We start from the raw sequence: 21,925 nt of genomic DNA on the forward strand, positions 1-21,925 counted from the left end.
CCGCTCAGCCAGCTTCGCCCTCGCTACGATCGCTATTCTCGGACAGCCTCCTAGTAAAATTAAAGGTCAATGGTTCTTTCTGTATGGTTTTGCCAAGAATGAGCGTGACAGTATTTCTGATCAGGCGCTTAGGGTCTTGCAAGTCGTTGCTGGAAGTTGGTTGGAACAAGAACCGCATCAGTTACAACAAGCGATTGTTGCGGGTGAATTGAAAGAGGTAAGGAAAGATGACATATAAACAAAGTCGTTTATTAGCAGAAATGCAGGAAACTGCCGAAGGACTGCATCGCTCAGGTTTGATCGATAAACGCCGAATGTCAGAAATACAGGCGCTGTGTCGGCTGACAGTTGAACCCATCTCACCTAATGACATTAAAGCCTTGCGTGAAAGTCTTAATGTCAGTCAATCCGTATTTGCCGTATTACTGAATACCAGTATTTCAACCGTGCAAAAGTGGGAAATAGGTGATAAACATCCGAGTGGTCCATCACTGAAATTACTGAATATTGTAAAGCGCCATGGTATGAGTGCATTGGCTTAATTATCCATAAGGGTTCATTAACAAGCTCTTAGGAGCCGTGAAGGAACACGGAAGGGGTCAGGTCGCTAACGACGAGTGATAAGTGGATGCTGCGAACCCCAGGCGAACTCCAGGAACAGGTCGATAATAAAGAAAGATGCGTTTGTGCTGGCAAGGCGAAAGCGTGACAACCGGCCCAATTACGGGCGTAACACAACCGAAGTGGCTATCATTATTCGTGTCCATTCGTGGTTTGAATCAACCACGGGTGGGCACGAATGAATATTCGGTGATGGGCTTGCGCAAGTTGCTGGGCCGAGCTGAAATGGTGAGGCACCGGCGGTGCTGGATGGCCGCGGCCCGTTGGGCCTCGCCAAGACGGGTTGTGGGTGGTGGGTTCATCCACCGAAGCCGTCTTTGTGAGCGCAGTGAAGCCAATCCAGCTCAACGTCAACCCGGCCTTGATGCCGTCCATCTCGTCAGGCAGACAGTAGGGTAATAATCGCCAGTAGTATCCATTCACCTGTTTTGCGCTATGTTGAACTGAATCCGCCATGTGTTAGCATGGTCACGCATCTGGCGGATTATCCTGCGGACATCCTCCCGGTCAGGTGGCACGGCAACATAGCGAGAAGCTGTTTGGAAATTTCTATTTTGAACCCATCTCATCAATGCCATGTCCTGGGCAGCGATGCAGGGTCGTCGAAAAGCGTCTGGATGGCTGCAGCCCGTTGGGCCAGACCATGACGGCGATAAAGGTATGTGCGGCTGTCGTTTTTTACTGCCCCGTCTTTGCGAGCGCAGCGAAGCAATCTTGATGTATATGGGTAACATTGGGTCATGAATAAACAACCGACAATCCTGGCAATCGATCAGGGCACAACCAGTACCCGCGTGATTTTATTTTCTGCCGAGCTGAAGGTGCTGGGTATGCAGCAAAAAGCTCTTACGCTGCATTATCCGGCCAAGGGCTGGGTCGAGCAGGACCCGGAGGCGATAGGGTGCGATACGCTGGAGGTTTGTCGCCGGCTGCTGGATGCGGGGCGTGACACGGCCGCATCGATCGCGGCGATTGGCATTACCAATCAACGCGAGACAACCATTTTGTGGGATCGCAACAGTGGCAAGCCAGTCTATAACGCGATTGTGTGGCAGGACCGGCGGACGAGTGCTTATTGCGAGCAATTGCGCGCACAGGGGCATGAGCCGATGGTATCAGCCAGGACCGGGTTGCTGTTCGATCCTTACTTTTCTGCCAGTAAAATCGCCTGGATACTGGATAACGTCGAGGGTGCGCGTGCCCGCGCACGGCGTGGTGAATTGGCCTTTGGGACGGTGGATTGCTATCTGCTGTGGCATTTGACGGGCGGCCGCGTGCATGCCAGCGATGTGACGAATGCAGCCCGCACGCTGTTATTCAATATTGTCGAGCAGAAATGGGATGATGAATTACTGACGCTGTTCGATATCCCGGCTGCTATTCTGCCCGAAGTGAGAGACAATGCAGCCGGTTTCGGTGTGACGGATCGTGCGTTGTTCGGTCGCGAAATCCCTATCGGCGGTATGGCCGGCGATCAACATGCTGCGTTGATCGGGCAGGGTTGCTTCAGGCCTGGCATGGTGAAATCGACCTATGGCACGGGTTGTTTTGCGCTCATGAATATAGGCACCGGCTTTAGGCGCTCGCATCACCGCTTGCTGACCACACCCGCCTACCGGCTGAATGGTGAAATGACTTATGCCATAGAAGGCTCGATTTTCGTTGCCGGTGCGGCGATCCAGTGGCTGCGGGATGGATTGGGTCTTTTTCAGGATGTCGCTGACAGCGAGGCGTTGGCGCTCAGTGTGCCGGATAGCAATGAAGTCTATTTCGTACCCGCCTTTACCGGGCTGGGCGCACCCTATTGGCGGCCGGATGTGCGTGGTATGATCAATGGCCTGACTCGCGAGACAAGCAGGGCGCACATTGTTCGCGCGGCTTTGGAGGCGCAGGGCTACCAGACTCGGGATCTGATCGCGGCAATAGAAGAGGATGGCAATCATGAGGCGGCAATACTCCGCATCGATGGCGGACTGGTTGCCAACCGGTTTATGTGCCAGTTTCTTGCCGATATGCTGAATAAACCCGTGGAAGTGCCAGAGGTGACGGAAGCCACTGCACTGGGCGCAGCATGTCTTGCCGGGCTTTATGCGGGGTTGTTTCCACGGTTGGAGGCAGTCGAGCGCTATTGGCGACGTGCCAGCGTCTATACGCCTTCCATGCAGGAGGAGAAGAGAGCACGGCTTTACGCTGGCTGGCAAACCGCTGTTCGGGGGCTGGTGTAATCTTGCCAGACAGTGTTTGCTGGTATGGTTGCATCCGGAGTTTTCGATTCCTGGCCGGTACCAGTCGCAGTCTCGCTATTATTGGTGCTTTTGTTTTGATACCTACTCGGCTGGGGACATGCCTTGCCGGCAGGCGGGCTTGTCTACATCTTGAAAGTTGTGTGATTCGGTCCGTAACATTATTATCGAATGGGTGAGCATGACGGGTTCGTACATTTGAAAAGAGCAGGCCATTTTGCCAACAGGAATGATTAAATTGATCGAATCCTGAAAATCCTTATTGAATGTGCGATACAAAAAAACAGATTAATCACTTTTCTATATCATGCTAATGAATGTTCCTAATTTCCTGACATGGCTGCGTATCATGGCTATACCGCTGTTTGTCGGGATTTTTTATTTACCTGCTGACTGGCTGTCGCCAGCCGGGCAAAATCTGGCTGCTACCCTTGTTTTTGGTGGCGCCGCCCTGACTGACTGGCTGGATGGCTATCTGGCCCGGATGCTCAACCAAACCTCCGCATTTGGCGCTTTTCTTGATCCGGTGGCGGACAAGTTGATGGTTGCGGCAGCTTTGATTGTGTTGGTCTACCTGGAGCGGCTTGATGCGCCGATTGCGTTGATCATCATCGGGCGTGAGATTACGATTTCCGCATTGCGAGAATGGATGGCGCAGATTGGCAAATCCAGGAGCGTAGCGGTCTCTTTTCTGGGAAAAATCAAGACGGTCTCGCAAATGATCGCTATTCCATTGTTGCTTTACCATGACAAAATAGGCAATTATTTTGACGCGCAAGTCGTGGGCACATGGCTGATTTATCTGGCCGCGTTTCTGACATTGTGGTCTATGGTCTATTATTTAAAAGCGGCGATGCCGCATGTGATCCATCATCGTTGATGAAATCAGCGACCAAATAATAAGGTTAAAAACATGAAATTCATATGGATTGGATTGTTGGCACTCATGTCTGTCAACAGCTATGCCCAGATCCCACCAGGCATGGATGGCGCGCAAATGCAGGAAATGCTGCAGCAGATGCAGGGTTTTCAGGCTTGTATTGAAAAAATCGATCGATCAGAATTGAAAGCATTCGAACAGAAATCGCATCAAGCCAGCACAGAAATCGAAGCGTTATGCCGGGCTGGGGAACGACAGGAAGCTCAGGAACGGGCGTTGGCATTCGGGATGGAGGTCGCTGGGCATCCGAGTATGCAGCAAATCAAGGCATGCAGCCAACAGTTTCAAAGCCTGATACAGCCGCCGCAGTTCTATGGTCTGCAGGAAGAAGCCGACGAAAGTGACCGGCATGTATGTGATGACTGATGATTCAAAGCGTTGTAGCCGATGGGCGGGATAGCGCGGTTTCGGAATCGAATAAACCCATGCGTTGAATCCGGAAGCGGCATGCTTCCAGATTCAACGCATTCCAAACAGGTCAGAAAAATCGATGAAAGAAGGTTGTGTCAGTAATTTCTTTTGTTCTTTCAGCCAAACCTTGAGGATTTTGTCGTCTTTTATCCGTTCCAGGTCCAGTTCCATCTCACGTATCGCCTGTTGGAGAGACCATTCCGTTTGTTTGAGATTGCGAGTCAGCGTCGTCTTGGTCAGCGTGTCATAGGGCGTGAGATCAAATTCCTGGAGTGCGCTCTGGCGACGCGTGTGCAATTGATTTTCGAGCGTTTTGATCTGCTGCTTGAGTAGCACAGTTAATGAAGTGATTTTCTCCTGAGCCAATTGGGCAATCGACTCTTGAGTGGTTAATTCCAGGTGCAGCTGAATTTTCAGCAGAGTGACCAAGTCGCGGCTTTCGTAGGCTTTGTTGGCTTCACTCATTAGTTCGGTCTTATGGGCGCGCTTTTCCGGATCATTTTCCCGATCGGGGTGCAGCATGCTTGCAAGCTGCCTGAAGAGTTTGCGTAGCATGCTTTCCGCTTCTTGCTGCGTTTCCTCCGCCTTGGCTTGGGTGCTGGTCTTTTTTTTGCGCCGCTGCTTGTGTTGACGTTTCTCTTCTTCTGCAGCGTTGGCTTCCTGCAACTGTTTCAGGCTGGCATGTAGCAAGTCCTCGATGTTGTCCAATGGTTCATCCTCGGATGGGGAGAGGTCGAAGACGTCTTCCATCATGGCCCGCATATCGTCACACATATTCTGCTGTTTTTCTGCAAGACTTTCAGTGCTGTATTGGTCATGGAGGTGTCGCATTTCCTCGTCACCCTGTATTGCAAGTGTCTGGCTGAAATGGCAGAGTATGGTTTTGGCGTCACGTTTGAACGCCGCACTCAAACCTTTGCCTTGGAGTCTTGCATGCAGCTGAAGTACCAGTTCGCGAATAAGACTGGAATGTCGCTCGTGTAATGGTGACAGTGTGAGATGGTATGCTGGCCGATGTGCGTCACAAAGCGTTTCAATCTTTGCCAGTTGGCTCTTAAGATTATCGATCCGCTTGAGCAAACGGTTGAAACGTTGCTGATCCGGCGAAAGACGGCCATGTTGTGAGGTCAGTTGAAGCGCAGTGCTTGCAATTTCTTCCTGAGATGTGTCAGGTGCCTGTTCGGGAAACAGATTCTGTTGCTGGGGCATAAAATTTATTTGGCTATCTGGCGTGGGTGACAATATTGGATGCAAATGGCAGCGCAACACTGGTCCAGATGCGATGTCATATAAAAGTGTGAAGTGTGACCGAAGTTTGTACAGTTTAGTTTATTCAAGCTGTGAAGTGAAGGGTGAAGTTTTGCACCTCAGCACAATATTTGGATGCCCGGCCTGAATGTGCCTGCAATGATAAGGCCTGGATTCCGAATTTGTCAGAAAATTCCGGAATTGCAAAATTGAGGTACTATGATCATGAAACGTCGTACATTTCTGCAAGGTAGCGCGGTCTTGGCTGCATGGCCTTTGATCGCTGCCTGTTCACGTCAATCGATTTCCGACACGCAAACTAAAATGAAAATTGATCCTGTTACCGTGACGCCGCTCGACAAACCTCATGAGGCATGGCGTTCCCTGTTGTCGCCCGAAGCTTACCGTGTACTGTTTGAAGAGGATACCGAGCAGCCGGGCAGCAGTCCGCTCAATGATGAATACCGCGAAGGGATCTATCTATGCGCGGCCTGCTATTTGCCGTTGTTCGAAAGCCAGCATAAGTATGCCAGTGGAACGGGGTGGCCCAGTTTCACGCAGCCGATTGCCGGTCATATCGCCACAAAACGTGACTTTAAACTGATCATGCCGCGTACCGAATATCATTGTGCACGCTGTGGCGGGCATCAGGGGCATGTGTTCAATGATGGCCCGCCCCCTCGCGGAGAGCGCTGGTGCAACAACGGTCTGGCGCTCAAGTTTGTGCCCAAGGGGGAGACGATTCCTGAGTTGAGAGGCTGATGATGGCTATGCTAAATCACTTATTGCGCATAACAAGTTTGCTATTTCTGGGTGTGTTGGTGGGATGCCAGCCATTGGAGCGAGAAGCTTCAGTTGGGGCGAGCAATTATCAGGAGGATACGCCAGAACAGTCGGATTGGGCAGTGGCCATTTTTGCCGGTGGGTGCTTTTGGTGTACGGAGGCAGACTTCGACAAAGTCCCGGGGGTAAAGGCCACCCTCTCCGGTTATATTGGCGGGCATGTGGTGAATCCGACTTATGAGCAAGTCAGCAGCGGCAAGACTGGTCATATCGAAGCAGTCAAGGTCTATTATGATCCGGCCGAAACCAATTATGCGCGGCTATTGGCCGCATTCTGGCCAACCATTGATCCACTGACAGCGGATGGTCAGTTTTGTGACAAGGGGCCGCAATACCGGTCCGCAATTTTTGTGCAGGATGACATCCAGCGTCAGCAGGCGGAAACATCCCGTGCTGCACTCGATCAATCAGGCCGCTTTGAACAAGCGGTCGTGACGGAGATTCTACCTGTTACTGATTTTTATCCGGCGGAAGCATACCACCAGGATTATTATCTGAAGAACCCGATTCGCTATAAATTTTACCGTAGCCGTTGTGGCCGGGATCAAAGACTCACTGAATTATGGGGGGAAAGGTGAGAAAAGAGAGGCTGTGCCGCAATCATGCACAGCGCGATATGTTTATCCCGGACTGTCCACGTCATGACAGGGGTACACGTCTATATTATTTGAAGATCATTCGCTGGGTAGGGGATTGAGGATCGATTGATTACCGTGGTCGCGCACTACTTAAGCGACCACGAGTAATAATCTACTCAATTTTCACCTTAATTCTGTCCTGAGCGAATTGCTTCAAGGTTCTCCTTGGCTTCTTCATTTCCTTGTTCGGCTGATTTCTCAAACCATTTGATGGCTTCATCGGTATCTTGTTCTACGCCCTCGCCGGTAAGATAAATCACGCCGAGATTATTTTGTGCGTCAGCATTGCCTTGTTCTGCAGAATTGGTAAACCATTTCAATGCTGCTTCGGCATCTTTCTCAACGCCGTCGCCTTGGAGATAAAGTAGCCCCAAGTTGAATTGCGCTTCGGCATGTCCTTTCTCGGCGGCACGGAAGAACCAGCCGGCAGCAGAGACGGGATCGTAATCCATGATATTGCCGGCAGCGTCACGGGAAACCGCTTCGCCAGAGTAAAACATTGCGCCCAGGGCATTCTGGGCATCCGGATCGCCTGCTTCCGCGTCCCGGCGCAATTTCTGGAAGCGTTCCTCGGGAGTGAGGCCATCATCTAGTGTAGGCATGATTTGTTTTCTGAGCGCATCTTGCTCTTCTTCGGATAATCCCTCTTTCAGAAAGGAAGGAAGCTCATCAATAGTGGTGACTTCATCCATCATCAACATTTTCTGGGATTCATCCTGGGTAGCTTGCTCGGTTGATTCTTTTCCTCCGCATCCTGCAAGTCCCAGGACGGGAAGTAACAAAAATATAATAATTTTCATGCTATTTCCTTTATATAAAGTTGATTGGAATGGTAGCTAGGCGGCTGTCCGAGAATAGACTGATCTACTGCGGACGAGCCTGATTGGCCGGATTTTACGATCCTTTTCGTTAAATAGAACGACTATTCGCCACAAATGATCGAAAAATCCAACTTAACCAGCCTCGCCCTCGCTACGATCGCTATTCTCAGACAGCCTCCTAGTCAGAATATTGGTATCTTGCAAACAGATGACTGGACGCGTTGTCCCCGTAAAGGACTGGATCGATGATCTATTTCAGAGTCAGCATGCATGTAGGGCGCTTCTAAAAATCCATATTTCGTCACAATACGTCGTGTTTCACAAAAAACGTCTCCTGACATATCCATCATATGCGGCGTCAACATTTTTTGTTCTCGCCCCGTCTTGTTTAAAACTCTGAATTTTTAGAGGTACCCTGTAGGGAATTATATATCGGGCGATATCGCGCCAAGACAGCGTCATGGGTTCCGAACAGTACTGACGTCTTGACAAGCTTCATGAAAAATTGCGAATGTTGCTGATTATTTTTGTGCGCCTGCCTTGATTAAAAGTTCCATGACCCCTGTATGCTGATATTTTTTTGCCAGGAAAAGTGCCGTGGCTTCATTCACCGCTTTGGTGTTGATATCGGCACCCGCTGCCAGTAAGGATCTGGTCGCGCCTTGATGGCCATTCTGTGCGGCGAGCATCAAGGCGGTTGCACCACTTTGGGTTTGTGCGTTGACATCGGCCTTTGCCCTGACCAGTTCCTGTACGGCGACCTGATATCCCATTTGTGCGGCGAACATCAATGCGGTCACACCTTCTTCGGTAGCGGCATGGACATCGGCGCCTGTTTGGATAAGGACACGCAAGATCTCAAGACGATTGCGATGTGCTGCCTGCATTATGGCCGTCATGCCGTCATCGGATGCCGCATCCTTATCTGCGCCTGCCGCCAACAGTATTTGCAGGACATCGGGCCGGTCATCGCGTGTCGCCAGCAGTAAGGGCGTGTAGCCCTGTTCCGATCTTGTGTCGATTTCCGCTCCTGCAGCGAGTAGAATTTCGACGATTCTGTCACGTCCCATTTGAGATGCGGCTAAAAGTGCGGCATTCTTCTCGGCAAGCCCGATCTTGTCGCCTGGCTCATCCAGCATCGCTTTTACACGAGAAAATTGTCCTTTCCCGGCGGCGGCGACGAAATCGCCCGGGCCTGAATTGGCGGCCACATTTCCTGACAAACCCAGGATACCTACTAGCATGCACCAGCACCATAACTGGTTTTTCAGAGTCGTTTTCAGGTAAATGATGATATTCACAGACTTTCCCTCATTGTTCGGTAATGGCGAATAAACGTTGATATTCCTTGATCGCATAGCGATCGGTCATGCCCGCGATATAATCGGCGATGGCTTGGTGTCCATAATCAAGAAATTTGTGCTGATACTTGGGGGGTAATAGCGCAGGCTCTTGCTCGAATGCGGTAAACAATTTCTTGATCGTATGACGAGCTTTATTGCTCATGCGCATCACCTGATAGTGTTTGTACAGATTCTTGTGCAGGAAGCGTTTCAGCTCCTGCTGCGCTCGCTTCATGTGATTACTGAAACCGATTAATGGAGACGCTGCGCGCACTTCGTCTGGATTTCGCGGTTCAATCGCTATTATATTGGTCTTGCTCTGGATGGTTAAATCCATGGCTAACGTATTGATCATGCTGCGCACCGTTTCGTGGATCAAGCGTCGGCCTGCAAGGTTTGGGTAGCGTTGCCTGACCTGATGCAGATGTTGTGCGAATATGGTGACGTCCTCGAGTTGTGCCAAGGTGATTAGGCCAGAGCGCAGGCCATCATCCACATCGTGGTTGTTGTAGGCGATTTCATCGGCCAGGTTGGCAAGCTGCGCCTCCAGTGAAGCTCTCCGGTCGCACAAAAAGCGCTCGCCCAATTTGCCCAGACTTTGGGCCTTCTGCCTGGAAACTCTTTTTAGAATACCTTCACGCGTTTCAAAACACAAATTCAGCCCGTCGAATGTTGCATAGCGTTCTTCCAGCTGATCGACCACGCGCAGGGATTGCAAGTTATGCTCGAATCCGCCATATCCTTTCATACAGTCGTTCAAAGCATCCTGTCCAGCATGGCCAAAAGGTGTGTGACCCAGGTCATGAGCGAGTGCGATCGCCTCCACTAAATCCTCATTGAGACCCAAATTCCGGGCAATGGAGCGCCCAATCTGGGCAACTTCCAGGCTATGCGTCAAGCGTGTGCGAAACAGATCGCCTTCATGGTTGACGAATACCTGGGTTTTGTATTCAAGCCGTCGGAATGCGGTCGAATGGATGATGCGATCCCGATCACGCTGGAACTCGCTGCGTCCGGTAGGAGGATCCTCGCGAATATGGCGGCCAAGTGAATTAGCGTCCGAGACCGCATAAGGCGCTAACGCATTATTCATTGGCGATACAGGCTGACAGGGTTTCTGACAGAACTGGCGCAGGCACATTGTCGACCAATGCAGCCTCGCCAATACGGTTGAGCAGAATGAAGCGGATGGCCCCACTTTCTACCTTTTTGTCCAGTTGCATCGACTCCAGATAGCGTTCGGGGCTGATATGCGGTCCTTGAACGGGTAAACCCGTTTTTTCGAATAAACATCTGATTCGTTCGACATCCTGCTGTGTGATGCGTTCCAGGCGGCTGGAGAGATCGGCCGCCATGACGGTGCCCGCTGCGACGGCTTCGCCGTGGAGCCAGGCGCCATAGCCCATGGCATTCTCAATGGCATGGCCAAAAGTATGGCCGAGATTGAGTAAAGCCCGCAGGCCGCTTTCCCGTTCATCCAACGATACGATCTCGGCTTTTATCTCGCAACTGCGGCGGATTGCATGCTGGACCGTTTCCGCATCCCGTGCCAGGAATTGCGTGATATTTCGCTCCAGCCAATCAAAGAAATCAGCGTCGTATATCAGCCCGTACTTGATGACTTCTGCAATGCCGGCACGTAATTCCCTTTCTGGCAAGGTGGCGAGCGTCGTGCTGTCGGCGAGCACCAGCTGCGGCTGGTAGAAGGCACCGATCATATTTTTGCCAAGCGGATGGTTGATGCCGGTTTTGCCGCCTACTGAAGAGTCTACTTGCGCAAGCAATGTGGTGGGAATTTGGATGAAAGGGACCCCACGCAAATAAGACGCGGCCGCAAATCCGGTCAGATCCCCGATAACGCCTCCACCCAGCGCAATAAGAGGGGTCTTGCGTTCACAGCGATGTTCGAGCAAGGCATTGAAAATCTGGTTTAACGTCTCCCAGTTTTTGTATTGCTCGCCGTCCGGAAGTATGACGGCAAATGTTTCGATACCGGCTTGGCTGAGGGCAGTACGCAGCGTATCCAGGTAAAGCGGTGCTACAGTAGTATTGGTTACGATTGCAGCTTTCTTGGCGGGGAGATGCGGTAACAGCAAATCGACTCGGGTTAATAGATCCTGGCCAATATGAATGGGGTAGCTGCGGTTTTCTGGGTGGGCATCAAGCCTGACCCTGACTGATTCGATTGCTTTCATGTATAACGCCTTCTAAATCAATATGATGATAGGATGAGATGTCTGTGCCCTGTGCCTCATTGATGTCAGTGAACATATTTGTGAAATTATTGCTGCGCTGGCTTATCGGTTTTGTGCAGATCACTGGTGGTCGGGATGGATGGTTGATTTGCCGGGGTTCAAGAAGGATCGCAAACGGCGAAGATGAAATTTATTCGGATTCTTTATTGGGCGACGGATGTCTGGGCGGATGTTCAGCCCGTTCGGGCTTGAACTGCAGCAGTTTCTGGATCAGTTTTTGCACAAGGACACGCACGCCTTGTCTGCCGCTATCGACAATGATATGTGCGGTCTGACGATAAATGGGATCACGTTGCGTGTAGAGCTCCTGTAATCTGGCGTGCAGATTACCGGTCTGGAGCAGGGGCCGGTTTTTATCCAGACGCGTACGCCGCTGGAGTTCGCTCACGGGCGCACATAGATAAACCACTGTTCCGTGCCGTCGCAGCAGTGCACGGTTCTCCGGCCGCAAGATTGCGCCGCCGCCTGTCGCCAGTACAATATTTTGCAACTGTACAATTTCCCGTAATACTTCGGTTTCACGCTTGCGGAAACCCGCTTCGCCTTCGATCTCGAAAATTACCGGGATTCTGACGCCTGTGCGCTCCTGTATTTCATGGTCGGCGTCAATAAAGGTTTTGCCGATCTGGCCGGCCAGTAGCTTGCCGATAGTTGTCTTGCCTGCTCCCATCATGCCGATCAAAATGACATTACCGGGTACTGACCCGGTATCCAGATTTTTTATGGTAGAGACCCTGCTACGTTGCATGCTGTAATTGTAACGGAAATGCCCGATGAAACTTTGAATATTCCTGAGAACAGTAAAATTTTTCATCCTCTAACCTGAATTCTGGTTGAACGAAGTAGGGGGTGCAATGTTGCGAGTATGGCATCAAGGACAGCGCTGAATAGAGCGGCTTCCGGCTTGTGGTGACAACTGGCCCGCCCAAATATATGTTGTTGTATGCAAATAATGTCTGCTTTCCCATGTCGGCTGATTTGGAATAAGTTGCGCCAATGCGTGCAGGCAATTATAAGCTGTTTTATTTTGACCTGATACCACCGTGCGATTCGACAACAATGTTGTCATCCGGCTCGTCGCGCCCGCGATGGCGAATGGGGTGAATTTAAAAGTAGCAGATTATCTTTTAGAAATTGTTTGGAAAGGCTAACTTGAGTAATCGAACCGTATATGGCGTGTGTGGATACGAATGGTTTTCCAAACCGCAAGCATCTTGGCAAGCGACTCGGTATCGAAGCCAAACTGACGTTAAGCTGGATTGCTTCGCTGCGCTCGCAAAGACAAGGCAGCACAAAATGGCCGCCGCACACAACTTGACTACCGTCTTGGCGAGGCCCAATGGGCCGCGGCCATCCAGATGCTTTTCGGTAACAATAACGCTACAGTTGCCAAAGCGCTGAGCACACTGACCTGGAATTGACATGCCCAAACAGATTCTGAGCGTACTTTTACTGGCTGAACCCTTAGAAACCTGGATTTACATTGCTATGACCCGCATTATGTTGAGGCGCTTGACATAGAACAGGGACTTCCGAACAGCTTCTTAAAAGCAATCATGCGTTTTTTCTTTGAAATCGCCCTCGACCTGAAATCTCGGGAAGTGGGAGATTCCGGCAGCTATCCAGCGAGGTGTTTTGTGGTATCAAAAAATTTCCACTTATTCCCAGTGCTGAGTAATATGTGCATATGAGTCTGTGTTACCAGTTGTTGGGGATTTTTCGCAAAGGAGTTGCCATGCATAGCCTGCGCCAATGCCTGCGCATGAGTATTTTGGGGGTATCGCTTGCGGGTTGCACGATGCAGCCGCTGGTTGATTCATCAATGGCTGTGCCCAGGGCGCGCATTGAGTCAAATGGATTTTCTGTCTTGCCCCCACCGGGGGAGAACTGGTTTCTGGGGGTCGGATCCCTGCGCGAGATTGTTTACAAGAAACAGCTAGAGGAGTCGTTTGATCGACCTGCGCTGCACAGTTATCTGGTTGGGGCGACGCGTCTCGATACGGTAATCAAGCTCAAGAACCCCGAGGATCTCCTGACATTTTTTGATCACAATCTGAGGGCGAACATGACACATTTAAAACTTGTTTCCGTAAATGCTGCTCTGGATCAGGAAAGAAGCAATCAAATGGGGAGTGATTGTCTACGTTACGAGCTCGAGCTGGAAGAGCAGGTTAATTCCGGCCCGGCGGGTGTGGTGTACCACCTGACCGCGCAAGGTTTCCAGTGTCGCCATCCGTCATCCTTGCAGGTTGTGATTGATGCCTATTGTTCGGAGCGTTATCCGCAATCCAGCTCATCTACAGGCAGGTTATATGCACAGGAATGTGCGGCGTTCCTGAATCAGGTGCAGTTCAGTCCTTTGCAGACGCTCGAGGAGAGCGGCAATGTGGATATGCTGCCTAGGAGGCTGTCCGAGAATAGCGAAGACTGATCTACTGCGGACGAGCCTGATTGGCCGGATTTTACGATCCTTTTTGTTAAATAGAACGACTATTCGCCTCAAATGATCGAAAAATCCAACTCAACCAGCCTCGCCCTCGCTACGATCGCTATTCTCGGACAGCCTCCTCGGGAATCTTCGCAATGGCGGGAGAGGGTACCGGGAGTTAGGGGTGCTTATGCATGAAACGACAAAATGGCCTGAGTGGACAGGCTGACGCGTACCCGATGAGGCCAGAGCCACTCCTGTCTGAGCTTGGATTACCTGCGTTTACAAAAAACGCGCGACAAATGCTTTCTCAACATTGCCCGTCAGTGGAATTTTTACCCGGTGCCCGCTGCCCGGCGCCACGCTCACCTGGTTGCCAGCCAGATCCTGTATCTGTTCGAGCTCGATGACCTGATTGCCGGCAGGATGGACGATTTCCAGCCGATCTCCGACTTGGAAACGGTTTTTGACGAGGATTTCGACCATCCCATTTGTGCTGTCGACATGGGCGATGTCGCCGACATATTGGCTGCGCCACGATTCTGAGTGCCCGCGCAGGTAATTCTGGGTTTCCTGGCTATGATGGCGCTGGTAGAACCCATCGGTATAGCCGCGGTTGGCCAGTCCTTCCAATTGCCCAAGCAGCGCGGGATCGAAGGGGCGTCGTTGAACGGCATCGTCGATGGCCTGGCGATAAACTTGAGCGGTGCGCGCGACATAATAGGTCGATTTGGTACGTCCTTCGATCTTGAGTGAATCAATGCCAATTTCAGTGAGACGGGCAACATGTTCCACCGCCCGCAAATCTTTTGAATTCATGATATAGGTGCCATGCTCGTCTTCCATGATCGGCATCAGTTGCCCCGGCCGTTTGCCTTCTTCGATCAGATAAACCTGATCTGCTGCAGGGTGCCGTGTGACGGGCTTGCTTTCAAAGGATGAGGACGAATCAGCCGATGCAAGCGCCTGGCTGAAATCGAAATCGATCTTTTGCAAGGGCTCGATGTCGCCGCAGGCATTCTCTTCAGCCGCCTTGACCTTGTAATCCCAGCGGCAGGAATTGGTGCAGGTACCCTGGTTGGGGTCGCGGTGGTTGAAATAGCCGGATAACAGGCATCGTCCTGAATAGGCAATGCATAATGCACCATGGACAAAGACCTCGAGTTCCATGTCCGGGCAGAGATCACGAATTTCGCTGATTTCATCCAGTGACAACTCGCGTGAAAGAATGACGCGTGTCAGGCCGATCGACTGCCAGAACTTCACCGCCACGTAGTTGACAGTATTGGCCTGTACCGACAGGTGAATCGGTATGTCGGGCCATTTTTCCCTGACCAGCATGATAAGTCCCGGATCGGCCATGATCAGGGCATCAGGCTTGAGGGCGATGACCGGTTCCATGTCGCGTAGATAGGTTTTGATCTTGGCGTTATGTGGCATCAAATTACTTGCCACAAAAAATTTCTTGCCAAGCTTGTGTGCCTCGGTAATACCTGTACGTAATTGTTGCAATGAAAATTCATTGTTCCGGGCGCGCAGGGAGTAGCGGGGCTGGCCGGCATAGATGGCATCTGCACCAAATGCGTACGCTGCGTGCATTTTCTCCAGGGAACCAGCTGGAAGGAGTAATTCGGGGGCTTTTGGCATGGTGTAAAATGAAACAAGAGAGCGGAAGCCCTGCTACGCATGGCGGCAGTGCTCCGGTGGTTTGTGAAATTCCTTTTCTGTCCAAATTTTCTGAATTGTATCATCATGCCGGTTGATCCTGCTTTTGTTCACTTGCGCTTGCACAGCGAGTATTCCGTCGTCGACAGCATCGTGCGCCTCGAGGAGGCGCTATCGAAAGCGCAGGAGGACGGTATGCCGGCGCTGGCGTTGACGGATTTATCGAATGTGTTTGGGTTGGTCAGGTTCTATCAGCAGGCCTGCAAGACCGGTATCAAACCGATTGCCGGGTGTGATGTGTGGCTTAGCAATGAGAACAATCCGGATAAGCCTTTTCGTCTACTCTTGCTGTGCCAGTCATTCACTGGCTATTTGCGCTTGTGTCGCTTGTTGTCACGTGCTTACCGGGAAAACATGCAGCGCGGCCGGGCTGAGCTGAAAAAGGCCTGGTTTCAGGCCGAGGAAATTGGCACAGACGGATTGATTGCGTTATCGGGCGCGCAGCAGGGCGAAATCGGCCAGCTACTGTCACAGTTTGATGTATCTGCCGCAGAAGCGGTTGCCTTGGAGTGGGCGAATTTGTTTCCGGGTAGGTTCTATCTCGAGGTGCAGCGCTGCGGGCGACCAGGCGAGGATGCCTGGGTGAGCAATGCCGCGAATCTGGCATCCAGGCTGCAGTTGCCGGTCGTGGCGACCCATTCCATACAATTCATGCAGCCGGATGATTACAAGGCGCACGAAGCCAGAGTTTGCATCGCGCAGGGGTATGTGCTGGGTGACCGGCGTCGCCCCAGGGATTTTACCGAGCAACAGTATTTCAAGACCCAGGCCGAAATGTGCCAGTTGTTTAGCGATATGCCATCCGCACTGGCCAACAGTGTGGAGATTGCCAAGCGGTGTTCGCTGATGCTGGAGTTGGGCGTCAATCGTTTGCCGGATTTTCCGACGCCAGCGGGCGTGAGTATCGAGCAGTATCTGCGTGAACAGGCACACGCCGGGCTGGCGGCACGACTGAAACAGCTGTTTCCGGAAGCGCTGCAGCTGGCCGATAAGCAAGCAATCTATAAGAGCCGTCTGGACTTTGAAGTTGAGACCATCATCCAGATGGGATTCGCTGGCTATTTTCTGATCGTGGCGGATTTCATCAACTGGGCCAAGCGACATGATGTGCCGGTCGGTCCGGGGCGCGGTTCCGGTGCGGGTTCGCTGGTGGCCTATTCGTTGGGCATTACCGACCTGGACCCATTGTGCTACGACCTGCTCTTCGAACGGTTCTTGAATCCGGAACGGGTTTCCATGCCGGATTTCGATATCGATTTTTGCCAGGACCGGCGTGAGCGTGTGATCGAGTACGTACGTGACCGTTATGGTTTTGAGAGCGTGGCCCAAATTGCAACTTTCGGCACGATGGCGGCAAAAGCGGTGGTGCGCGATGTTGGCCGCGTACTGGATCTGCCGTATAACTTTGTCGATCAATTGGCCAAGCTGGTGCCGTTCGAGCTCGGGATGACCCTGCAGAAGGCCCGGGAAATCGAACCCTTGCTCAATCAGCGCGCACGCGAGGAAGAGGATGTGCGCAATTTGCTGGAACTGGCTGAACGCCTGGAAGGATTGACGCGTAATGTTGGCATGCATGCTGGCGGCGTGTTGATCGCACCGGGGAAAATTACTGATTTCTGTCCGATTTATTGTGCCGATTCGGGTGAATCGGTTGTCAGTCAGTACGACAAAGATGACGTCGAAAAAATCGGACTGGTCAAATTCGACTTTTTGGGGTTGCGGACCCTGACGATTCTTGACCGGGCTGTGGCCGATGTGCGGCAACATTTGGCGGCGCGCGGCGAAGCAAGTGGGCCGCAATCGCCATCTGGACAACTGTTCTCGCTGTCCGGGATTCCTCTGGAAGATGCTGCAACATTCGCTCTGATGGCGAAGGGTAACACGGTTGGCATTTTCCAGTTTGAGTCGCGCGGGATGAAAGATCTGTTGCAAAAGGCGAAGCCCGACCGGTTTGAGGATTTGATCGCGCTGGTGGCTCTTTACCGGCCTGGTCCGATGGACTTGATCCCTGATTTTATCGATCGCAAACATGGCAGGCAGCGGGTGGATTACCTCGACCCGCGTCTTGAGCCGATTCTGGGCCCCACCTATGGCATCATGATTTACCAGGAGCAGGTCATGCAAATCGCTCAGGTGATCGGTGGCTACAGTCTTGGCGGGGCCGATTTGCTGCGGCGTGCGATGGGCAAGAAGAAAGTGGAGGAAATGGCCCAGCAGCGCACGATTTTTGTTGAGGGCGCGATCAAGAACGAAATGGCCGAGCAGGATGCCATCACCTTGTTCGGTCTCATGGAGAAATTTGCCGGATATGGCTTCAATAAGTCGCATGCGGCGGCCTATGCGCTGATCGCTTATCAAACGGCTTATCTCAAGGCCCATTTCCCGGCCGAGCTGATGGCAGCCTGCCTATCGTCGGATATGGACGATACCGATAAAGTCAATGTGTTCTATGAAGATTGCAAGGCCAATGGCATGACGATACTGCCACCGGATATCAATCGATCAGCTTATCGTTTCATTCCAGTCGACGCCCGGACTATTCGATATGGCCTCGGTGCCGTCAAGGGTACTGGGGAAGCTGCTATTTCGGTCGTTATCGAGGCCCGCGAACGGGGTGGGGAATACACAGATCTGTTCAAATTCTGTCAGCGCATCGATCGGCGGCTCGTCAATCGCCGCGTCATCGAAGCGCTCATTCGAGCTGGTGCATTCGATACCATCGAAATGAATCGTGCCGCATTGCTGGCATCGGTAGGCATTGCGCTTGAATACGCCGAACAGCGTAGCCTGGCCGCTCATCAGGCCAGCTTGTTTGATGCGTCAGCAGATGCAGAGCAACTTCCGCCATTGGCGAATGTGGCAGGTTGGGCAGATAAAGTCAGGTTGCAGCATGAGAAAATGGCGTTGGGCTTTTATATCAGCGGCCACCCATTTGAGAGCTACGCCAGGGAATTAAGTCGCTTCGTGCCCACTCGTCTCGATCGTCTCAGCCCTGCTCGGGAACCGCAATTGATTGCCGGTATCGTTTATGCCATTCGAACCCAGATGTCACGGCGTGGGAAAATGGCGGTGGTGATGCTCGACGATGGCTGGGCGCGTCACGAAGTTGTAATCTACAATGATTTACTGGCTGAGCATCAGGGTTATCTAAAAGCAGACCAGTTATTGATTGCGCGGGTTCTAGTTAGCAATAACGGGCGTGACAGCGCGGAACAGCGGATCGTGGCCAAGGAGATTTACGATTATGCGACCGCGCGCTCAATGTATGCCAAGAAACTAAAAATCAAGATAGAGAATTCGAAATTGCTGAGCCCTGAGCAGTTGAAGGAGCTTTTGCTTGCTTACCGTCCGGAAAGCGAACTGGACAGCACTGTTTCAGTGAGTTATTGCCCGGTATCGATCGACTTCCGTAATCAAAGCGCAATATGTGAAATCGATTTGCATCGCCGCTGGCGTGTGCGTCTACAGGAAGCGTTGATCGAGTCGCTTGCGGAATATTTAGGCAGCGATAATGTAGAAGTCATTTATTGAGTGCCTTATGCCTTATGTCTCATGCCTCTGAGCTATTATCAGTTTTAAGGAACAGATAGCTCGCTCATTTGCTTCTTATGGGGATAAAATTGTTTTCTCGGTCTATCAAACTTGTGGCAAGAGAAAGCAAAACAAATCGAGATGACTAAGTAGAGCTTACTCAAAAAGTATTTCTCATAATCGTTTGAGATTTATAATTAGCAACCACTTGTTTTATAAAGAATATTATTTATAACAAGATGCGGTTTAATATAATTAATTAAGCATGTATTGATTCTTACGATATTTACACTTAAGAACAATCACTTGTACTTTCTGAGTAAGCTCTCTAAGTAAAATTGCTCAAGTCATAAAACTTAAAATATTAAAGAAATGTGCCGATACTTGGGGTATCACAAATCATTTTAGCTAAAGATTTACCGACTACCTTGGCCACCACATATGATTACATATCGCTCTAATGTCATGAAAAAACTCGAACTCGCTGTAATATTCTTGACTCTGTTTTTTTCTGGTGCTGGGTTGTATGTTCTACTCGACTGGCGTTCTGACAATGCAGAATTATTGGCATTTTCTCAAACGGTTACACAAGGTGACGACATTACTGGACAAGATATAGTTCGACTGAACGAACTTATATACAGCACCGGTGGTTTTGCCAAAAATGATAACTATTTTTTTATTCCTTCACTTGGCCCAACTCCAATACAGATCATGCGAACAGGTGGGGACTGTGCTGACAAATCCCGATTGTTGGCCGCCATCCTAGATGAGATGAATGTTCCAGCCACACTTGTAATGCTTGCACCCTGTGATTCCTGTCCATTTGGGCATACTGTAGTGGAGGCTCAGACGCAAGATGGGACAATAGTAGTTGATCCCGTTTACAATATTTCTTTCCCCTCACCAGATGGGCGTTATCACGGAATTCAGAATTTACGTGACAATAGTAGTATTCTTCAGGCTAGGCTCGATGAACTAATTCTTCAGCGCGGCCCTGATGACAAAATCGCTTTTTATCGTCTCGGCGCTGACGGCATGCATTATTCCTATCCGGTCACTGTAAATTGGGAAAAAAATTCTCTAACGCAATTTATCGGCTCACTTCTCGCAAATTATGTTGATGAACCCTCCTTGATTTATCGTCCACGTTGGCTTGAAGATCCAAAGCTTCTGATTGCCGGATTGCTTGGAATCATTTCTATATGCAGTTTGGGATTGCTTTTAATGATCATCTTTCTCCCGCGCCTTGTGGCTGGGATTAAGGAATAGACTGGCTACTGCTTCGTGTCCTTACGAGATATTATTATTGCACTGATTGTCCTGGTCGCTGGCTTGCACGCGCTTCGTCGCCCATGGATTGGGGTAATGCTTTGGACTTGGGTAAGCACCATGAACCCCCACCGCTATGCATGGGGATTTATCGCGACTGCACCAGTCGCAGCATTCACTGTAGGTGTAACATTACTTGGCCTCGTATTTACCAAAGAACGACGCTCCCCCTTTTTAGGGTTACCAGTTGTTTTGCTCGCTATTTTTGTTTTATGGATAACAGTATCCTGGCTCATGAGCCATAATGTATCAGATGGGTACTGGCTCTGGAATCGATCCATGAAGATTTTCTTTATGGCGTTCATTACATTGATGTTGCTTCAGACCAAGGAGCACATCATGACATTCGCATGGATTATGATTGGTTCATTAGCGATATTGGGTGCAAAAGGTGGCGCATTTACACTTGCTACACTGGGAAACTATCGTGTATGGGGACCTCCGGATACATTTATCGAAGGAAACAATGAATTCGCACTGGCACTCATTATTATTATCCCGCTTATACACTTTCTACAGCTCCAGGTTTCGCGACAGGCATGGCGTCATATACTCAGTATAGTAATGCTGCTGTGCGTTATTGCTGCATTTGGATCACATTCCAGAGGAGCCTTAGTTGCCATCATTGCAATGAGTGGTGTTTTTTGGTGGCGCAGCCCAAATAAAGGAGTTCTGGCAATACTTTTTTTCATTATTGCAGTCGCAATGCTGCCAATGCTCCCCGAGCACTGGTGGACACGTATGCAAACTATTTCAGAATATCAGGTAGATGCTTCGGCCATCGGAAGGCTAAATGCTTGGCATGTGGCATGGGAAGTGGCTAAGCATGAATTATTTGGCGCCGGAATGAGCTACCAATATCCTGAATATTTCTTCCTTTATGGACAATATGAAACCATAGTTCGTGCTGCGCACAGCATATACTTTGAAATTCTTGGGAATCACGGATTCATAGGGTTATTTCTCTTTCTCCTCATCTGGATTACTACCTTCCGTGAGGCTGGATGGTTGATGAGAAATGCACGCGGTACACCACATACTTTGTGGGCAGCTCAGCTTGGTGCCATGGCCCAAGTAAGTCTTGTTGGGTATGCGGTTGGTGGGGCCTTCCTGAGTCTGGCTTATTTTGATTTGCCTTACAATATTTTAATAATGGTAATGCTAGCGAAAGCATGGGTTATATCCCAGGATTTGAAAAATCAAGCAGTCGCGGTAGAGACAGGAGGAGTTACCCCTTTCTCCCCGCACAAAAAAACTGGCAGCACATCAAAATGACCAACCTGGTCTGGTTGAATCGGTGCGTATCGGCCAACAGGTCAAACAGCGCACGCTACTCAATCTGGGCAAGAATTTTGCCGTGGATCCCGCGCACTGGCCGTACCTGACTGACCTACCAGGCTTTGAATATCAAACCCGATACAATTATTGGCAAACGTAAAACAATTATCGACAGGAAAAAATCCGTAGTGCCAACCGATTATGGAACGTGGGAAACTTGTACGTGATGTTAAGAGAAAACCCTATAAGTGAAACCCGCAAAGGGGGG

At 50.6% G+C, this 21,925-nt stretch carries 20 protein-coding genes; 12 read left to right on the forward strand and 8 right to left on the reverse strand.

Annotated elements, in window-relative coordinates; translation table 11 throughout:
• The coding region (locus ABTW62_RS02945) for a type II toxin-antitoxin system RelE/ParE family toxin (protein ID WP_430903086.1) at positions 1 to 238 on the forward strand (238 nt) is incomplete at its 5' end.
• Entirely contained in the window at positions 228 to 542 is a 315-nt protein-coding gene (locus ABTW62_RS02950; protein WP_430903087.1) for a helix-turn-helix domain-containing protein, read from the forward strand. The genes ABTW62_RS02945 and ABTW62_RS02950, both read left to right, overlap by 11 nt.
• Positions 543 to 753: 211 nt before the next feature.
• Here the strand turns inward: ABTW62_RS02950 and ABTW62_RS02955 are convergent, their stop codons facing one another.
• The gene (locus ABTW62_RS02955) at positions 754 to 1,077 is read right to left on the reverse strand and encodes a hypothetical protein (RefSeq protein WP_430903088.1); all 324 of its coding nucleotides are present in this window, start codon (positions 1,075 to 1,077) and stop codon (positions 754 to 756) included.
• A 284-nt stretch (positions 1,078 to 1,361) separates the two neighbouring features.
• Here ABTW62_RS02955 and glpK point away from each other — a divergent pair, with 284 nt between their 5' ends.
• From glpK to ABTW62_RS02970, 3 genes are all read left to right on the forward strand, one after another.
• Positions 1,362 to 2,846, forward strand: a complete 1,485-nt coding sequence (gene glpK / locus ABTW62_RS02960; RefSeq protein ID WP_430903089.1) for a glycerol kinase GlpK — start codon at positions 1,362 to 1,364, stop codon at positions 2,844 to 2,846.
• Positions 2,847 to 3,171: 325 nt separating this feature from the next.
• Entirely contained in the window at positions 3,172 to 3,744 is a 573-nt protein-coding gene (gene pgsA / locus ABTW62_RS02965; RefSeq protein WP_430903090.1) for a CDP-diacylglycerol--glycerol-3-phosphate 3-phosphatidyltransferase, read from the forward strand.
• 33 nt (positions 3,745 to 3,777) lie between these two features.
• The gene (locus ABTW62_RS02970; RefSeq protein ID WP_430903091.1) at positions 3,778 to 4,170 is read left to right on the forward strand and encodes a hypothetical protein; all 393 of its coding nucleotides are present in this window, start codon (positions 3,778 to 3,780) and stop codon (positions 4,168 to 4,170) included.
• A gap of 93 nt (positions 4,171 to 4,263) precedes the next feature.
• On the opposite strand, the gene ABTW62_RS02975 is transcribed toward ABTW62_RS02970, so the two are convergent.
• The gene (locus ABTW62_RS02975; RefSeq protein ID WP_430903092.1) at positions 4,264 to 5,424 is read right to left on the reverse strand and encodes a J domain-containing protein; all 1,161 of its coding nucleotides are present in this window, start codon (positions 5,422 to 5,424) and stop codon (positions 4,264 to 4,266) included.
• 264 nt (positions 5,425 to 5,688) lie between these two features.
• Here ABTW62_RS02975 and msrB point away from each other — a divergent pair, with 264 nt between their 5' ends.
• Both msrB and msrA read left to right on the forward strand, forming a co-directional pair.
• Positions 5,689 to 6,225 carry a peptide-methionine (R)-S-oxide reductase MsrB gene (gene msrB, locus ABTW62_RS02980; RefSeq protein WP_430903093.1) on the forward strand — a complete coding sequence of 179 codons (537 nt, stop codon included), beginning with the start codon at positions 5,689 to 5,691 and terminating at the stop codon, positions 6,223 to 6,225.
• The gene (msrA, locus tag ABTW62_RS02985; RefSeq protein ID WP_430903094.1) at positions 6,225 to 6,884 is read left to right on the forward strand and encodes a peptide-methionine (S)-S-oxide reductase MsrA; all 660 of its coding nucleotides are present in this window, start codon (positions 6,225 to 6,227) and stop codon (positions 6,882 to 6,884) included. The genes msrB and msrA overlap by 1 nt, the downstream gene beginning before the upstream one ends.
• A 188-nt stretch (positions 6,885 to 7,072) precedes the next feature.
• Here msrA and ABTW62_RS02990 read toward each other — a convergent pair whose 3' ends face one another.
• Positions 7,073 to 7,744: a tetratricopeptide repeat protein gene (locus ABTW62_RS02990; RefSeq protein ID WP_430903095.1), complete on the reverse strand. Its 672-nt coding sequence runs from the start codon at positions 7,742 to 7,744 to the stop codon at positions 7,073 to 7,075.
• Between the two features lie 135 nt (positions 7,745 to 7,879).
• On the opposite strand from ABTW62_RS02990, the gene ABTW62_RS02995 reads away from it, so the two are divergent.
• Positions 7,880 to 8,014, forward strand: coding sequence for a hypothetical protein (locus ABTW62_RS02995; protein WP_430903096.1), 135 nt, complete (start codon positions 7,880 to 7,882; stop codon positions 8,012 to 8,014).
• 272 nt (positions 8,015 to 8,286) lie between these two features.
• Here ABTW62_RS02995 and ABTW62_RS03000 read toward each other — a convergent pair whose 3' ends face one another.
• From ABTW62_RS03000 to ABTW62_RS03015, 4 genes are all read right to left on the reverse strand, one after another.
• A complete protein-coding gene (locus ABTW62_RS03000) occupies positions 8,287 to 9,066 on the reverse strand; it encodes an ankyrin repeat domain-containing protein (RefSeq protein WP_430903097.1) in 780 nt (259 codons plus the stop codon).
• A gap of 10 nt (positions 9,067 to 9,076) precedes the next feature.
• The gene (locus tag ABTW62_RS03005; RefSeq protein WP_430903098.1) at positions 9,077 to 10,201 is read right to left on the reverse strand and encodes a deoxyguanosinetriphosphate triphosphohydrolase; all 1,125 of its coding nucleotides are present in this window, start codon (positions 10,199 to 10,201) and stop codon (positions 9,077 to 9,079) included.
• Positions 10,194 to 11,303 (reverse strand): 3-dehydroquinate synthase, encoded by a 1,110-nt coding sequence (gene aroB, locus ABTW62_RS03010; protein WP_430903099.1) that lies wholly within the window; start codon positions 11,301 to 11,303, stop codon positions 10,194 to 10,196. The genes ABTW62_RS03005 and aroB overlap by 8 nt, the downstream gene beginning before the upstream one ends.
• A 190-nt stretch (positions 11,304 to 11,493) precedes the next feature.
• Positions 11,494 to 12,177 (reverse strand): shikimate kinase, encoded by a 684-nt coding sequence (locus ABTW62_RS03015; RefSeq protein WP_430903100.1) that lies wholly within the window; start codon positions 12,175 to 12,177, stop codon positions 11,494 to 11,496.
• Between the two features lie 921 nt (positions 12,178 to 13,098).
• Here ABTW62_RS03015 and ABTW62_RS03020 point away from each other — a divergent pair.
• A complete protein-coding gene (locus ABTW62_RS03020) occupies positions 13,099 to 13,794 on the forward strand; it encodes a hypothetical protein (protein WP_430903101.1) in 696 nt (231 codons plus the stop codon).
• A gap of 279 nt (positions 13,795 to 14,073) precedes the next feature.
• Here the strand turns inward: ABTW62_RS03020 and yegQ are convergent, their stop codons facing one another.
• Complete coding sequence (gene yegQ / locus ABTW62_RS03025) at positions 14,074 to 15,438, reverse strand: tRNA 5-hydroxyuridine modification protein YegQ (RefSeq protein ID WP_430903102.1); 1,365 nt, start codon at positions 15,436 to 15,438, stop codon at positions 14,074 to 14,076.
• A gap of 105 nt (positions 15,439 to 15,543) precedes the next feature.
• Here yegQ and dnaE point away from each other — a divergent pair, with 105 nt between their 5' ends.
• From dnaE to ABTW62_RS03040, 3 genes are all read left to right on the forward strand, one after another.
• Positions 15,544 to 19,047, forward strand: a complete 3,504-nt coding sequence (dnaE, locus tag ABTW62_RS03030) for a DNA polymerase III subunit alpha (protein WP_430903103.1) — start codon at positions 15,544 to 15,546, stop codon at positions 19,045 to 19,047.
• A gap of 465 nt (positions 19,048 to 19,512) precedes the next feature.
• Positions 19,513 to 20,319, forward strand: a complete 807-nt coding sequence (locus ABTW62_RS03035; RefSeq protein WP_430903104.1) for a hypothetical protein — start codon at positions 19,513 to 19,515, stop codon at positions 20,317 to 20,319.
• Positions 20,320 to 20,334: 15 nt separating this feature from the next.
• Entirely contained in the window at positions 20,335 to 21,654 is a 1,320-nt protein-coding gene (locus tag ABTW62_RS03040; RefSeq protein ID WP_430903105.1) for a putative O-glycosylation ligase, exosortase A system-associated, read from the forward strand.
• Positions 21,655 to 21,925: the final 271 nt, after the last annotated feature.

Source organism: Nitrosomonas sp. ANs5 (assembly GCF_050584665.1).
GTDB lineage: Bacteria > Pseudomonadota > Gammaproteobacteria > Burkholderiales > Nitrosomonadaceae > Nitrosomonas.

What these genes read in the sequence shown, in the direction of transcription:
- glpK (WP_430903089.1), top strand. Translation starts at nt 1,362, where the DNA reads ATGAATAAACAACCGACAATCCTGGCAATCGATCAGGGCACAACCAGT.
- ABTW62_RS02970 (WP_430903091.1), top strand. Translation starts at nt 3,778, where the DNA reads ATGAAATTCATATGGATTGGATTGTTGGCACTCATGTCTGTCAACAGC.
- ABTW62_RS03035 (WP_430903104.1), top strand. Translation starts at nt 19,513, where the DNA reads ATGAAAAAACTCGAACTCGCTGTAATATTCTTGACTCTGTTTTTTTCT.
- ABTW62_RS02995 (WP_430903096.1), top strand. Translation starts at nt 7,880, where the DNA reads ATGATCGAAAAATCCAACTTAACCAGCCTCGCCCTCGCTACGATCGCT.
- ABTW62_RS02990 (WP_430903095.1), bottom strand. Translation starts at nt 7,744, where the DNA reads ATGAAAATTATTATATTTTTGTTACTTCCCGTCCTGGGACTTGCAGGA.
- ABTW62_RS02950 (WP_430903087.1), top strand. Translation starts at nt 228, where the DNA reads ATGACATATAAACAAAGTCGTTTATTAGCAGAAATGCAGGAAACTGCC.
- ABTW62_RS02975 (WP_430903092.1), bottom strand. Translation starts at nt 5,424, where the DNA reads ATGCCCCAGCAACAGAATCTGTTTCCCGAACAGGCACCTGACACATCT.
- aroB (WP_430903099.1), bottom strand. Translation starts at nt 11,303, where the DNA reads ATGAAAGCAATCGAATCAGTCAGGGTCAGGCTTGATGCCCACCCAGAA.
- ABTW62_RS03020 (WP_430903101.1), top strand. Translation starts at nt 13,099, where the DNA reads ATGCATAGCCTGCGCCAATGCCTGCGCATGAGTATTTTGGGGGTATCG.
- ABTW62_RS02955 (WP_430903088.1), bottom strand. Translation starts at nt 1,077, where the DNA reads ATGGCGGATTCAGTTCAACATAGCGCAAAACAGGTGAATGGATACTAC.
- dnaE (WP_430903103.1), top strand. Translation starts at nt 15,544, where the DNA reads ATGCCGGTTGATCCTGCTTTTGTTCACTTGCGCTTGCACAGCGAGTAT.
- msrB (WP_430903093.1), top strand. Translation starts at nt 5,689, where the DNA reads ATGAAACGTCGTACATTTCTGCAAGGTAGCGCGGTCTTGGCTGCATGG.
- yegQ (WP_430903102.1), bottom strand. Translation starts at nt 15,438, where the DNA reads ATGCCAAAAGCCCCCGAATTACTCCTTCCAGCTGGTTCCCTGGAGAAA.
- ABTW62_RS03005 (WP_430903098.1), bottom strand. Translation starts at nt 10,201, where the DNA reads ATGAATAATGCGTTAGCGCCTTATGCGGTCTCGGACGCTAATTCACTT.
- ABTW62_RS03015 (WP_430903100.1), bottom strand. Translation starts at nt 12,177, where the DNA reads ATGAAAAATTTTACTGTTCTCAGGAATATTCAAAGTTTCATCGGGCAT.
- msrA (WP_430903094.1), top strand. Translation starts at nt 6,225, where the DNA reads ATGATGGCTATGCTAAATCACTTATTGCGCATAACAAGTTTGCTATTT.
- pgsA (WP_430903090.1), top strand. Translation starts at nt 3,172, where the DNA reads ATGCTAATGAATGTTCCTAATTTCCTGACATGGCTGCGTATCATGGCT.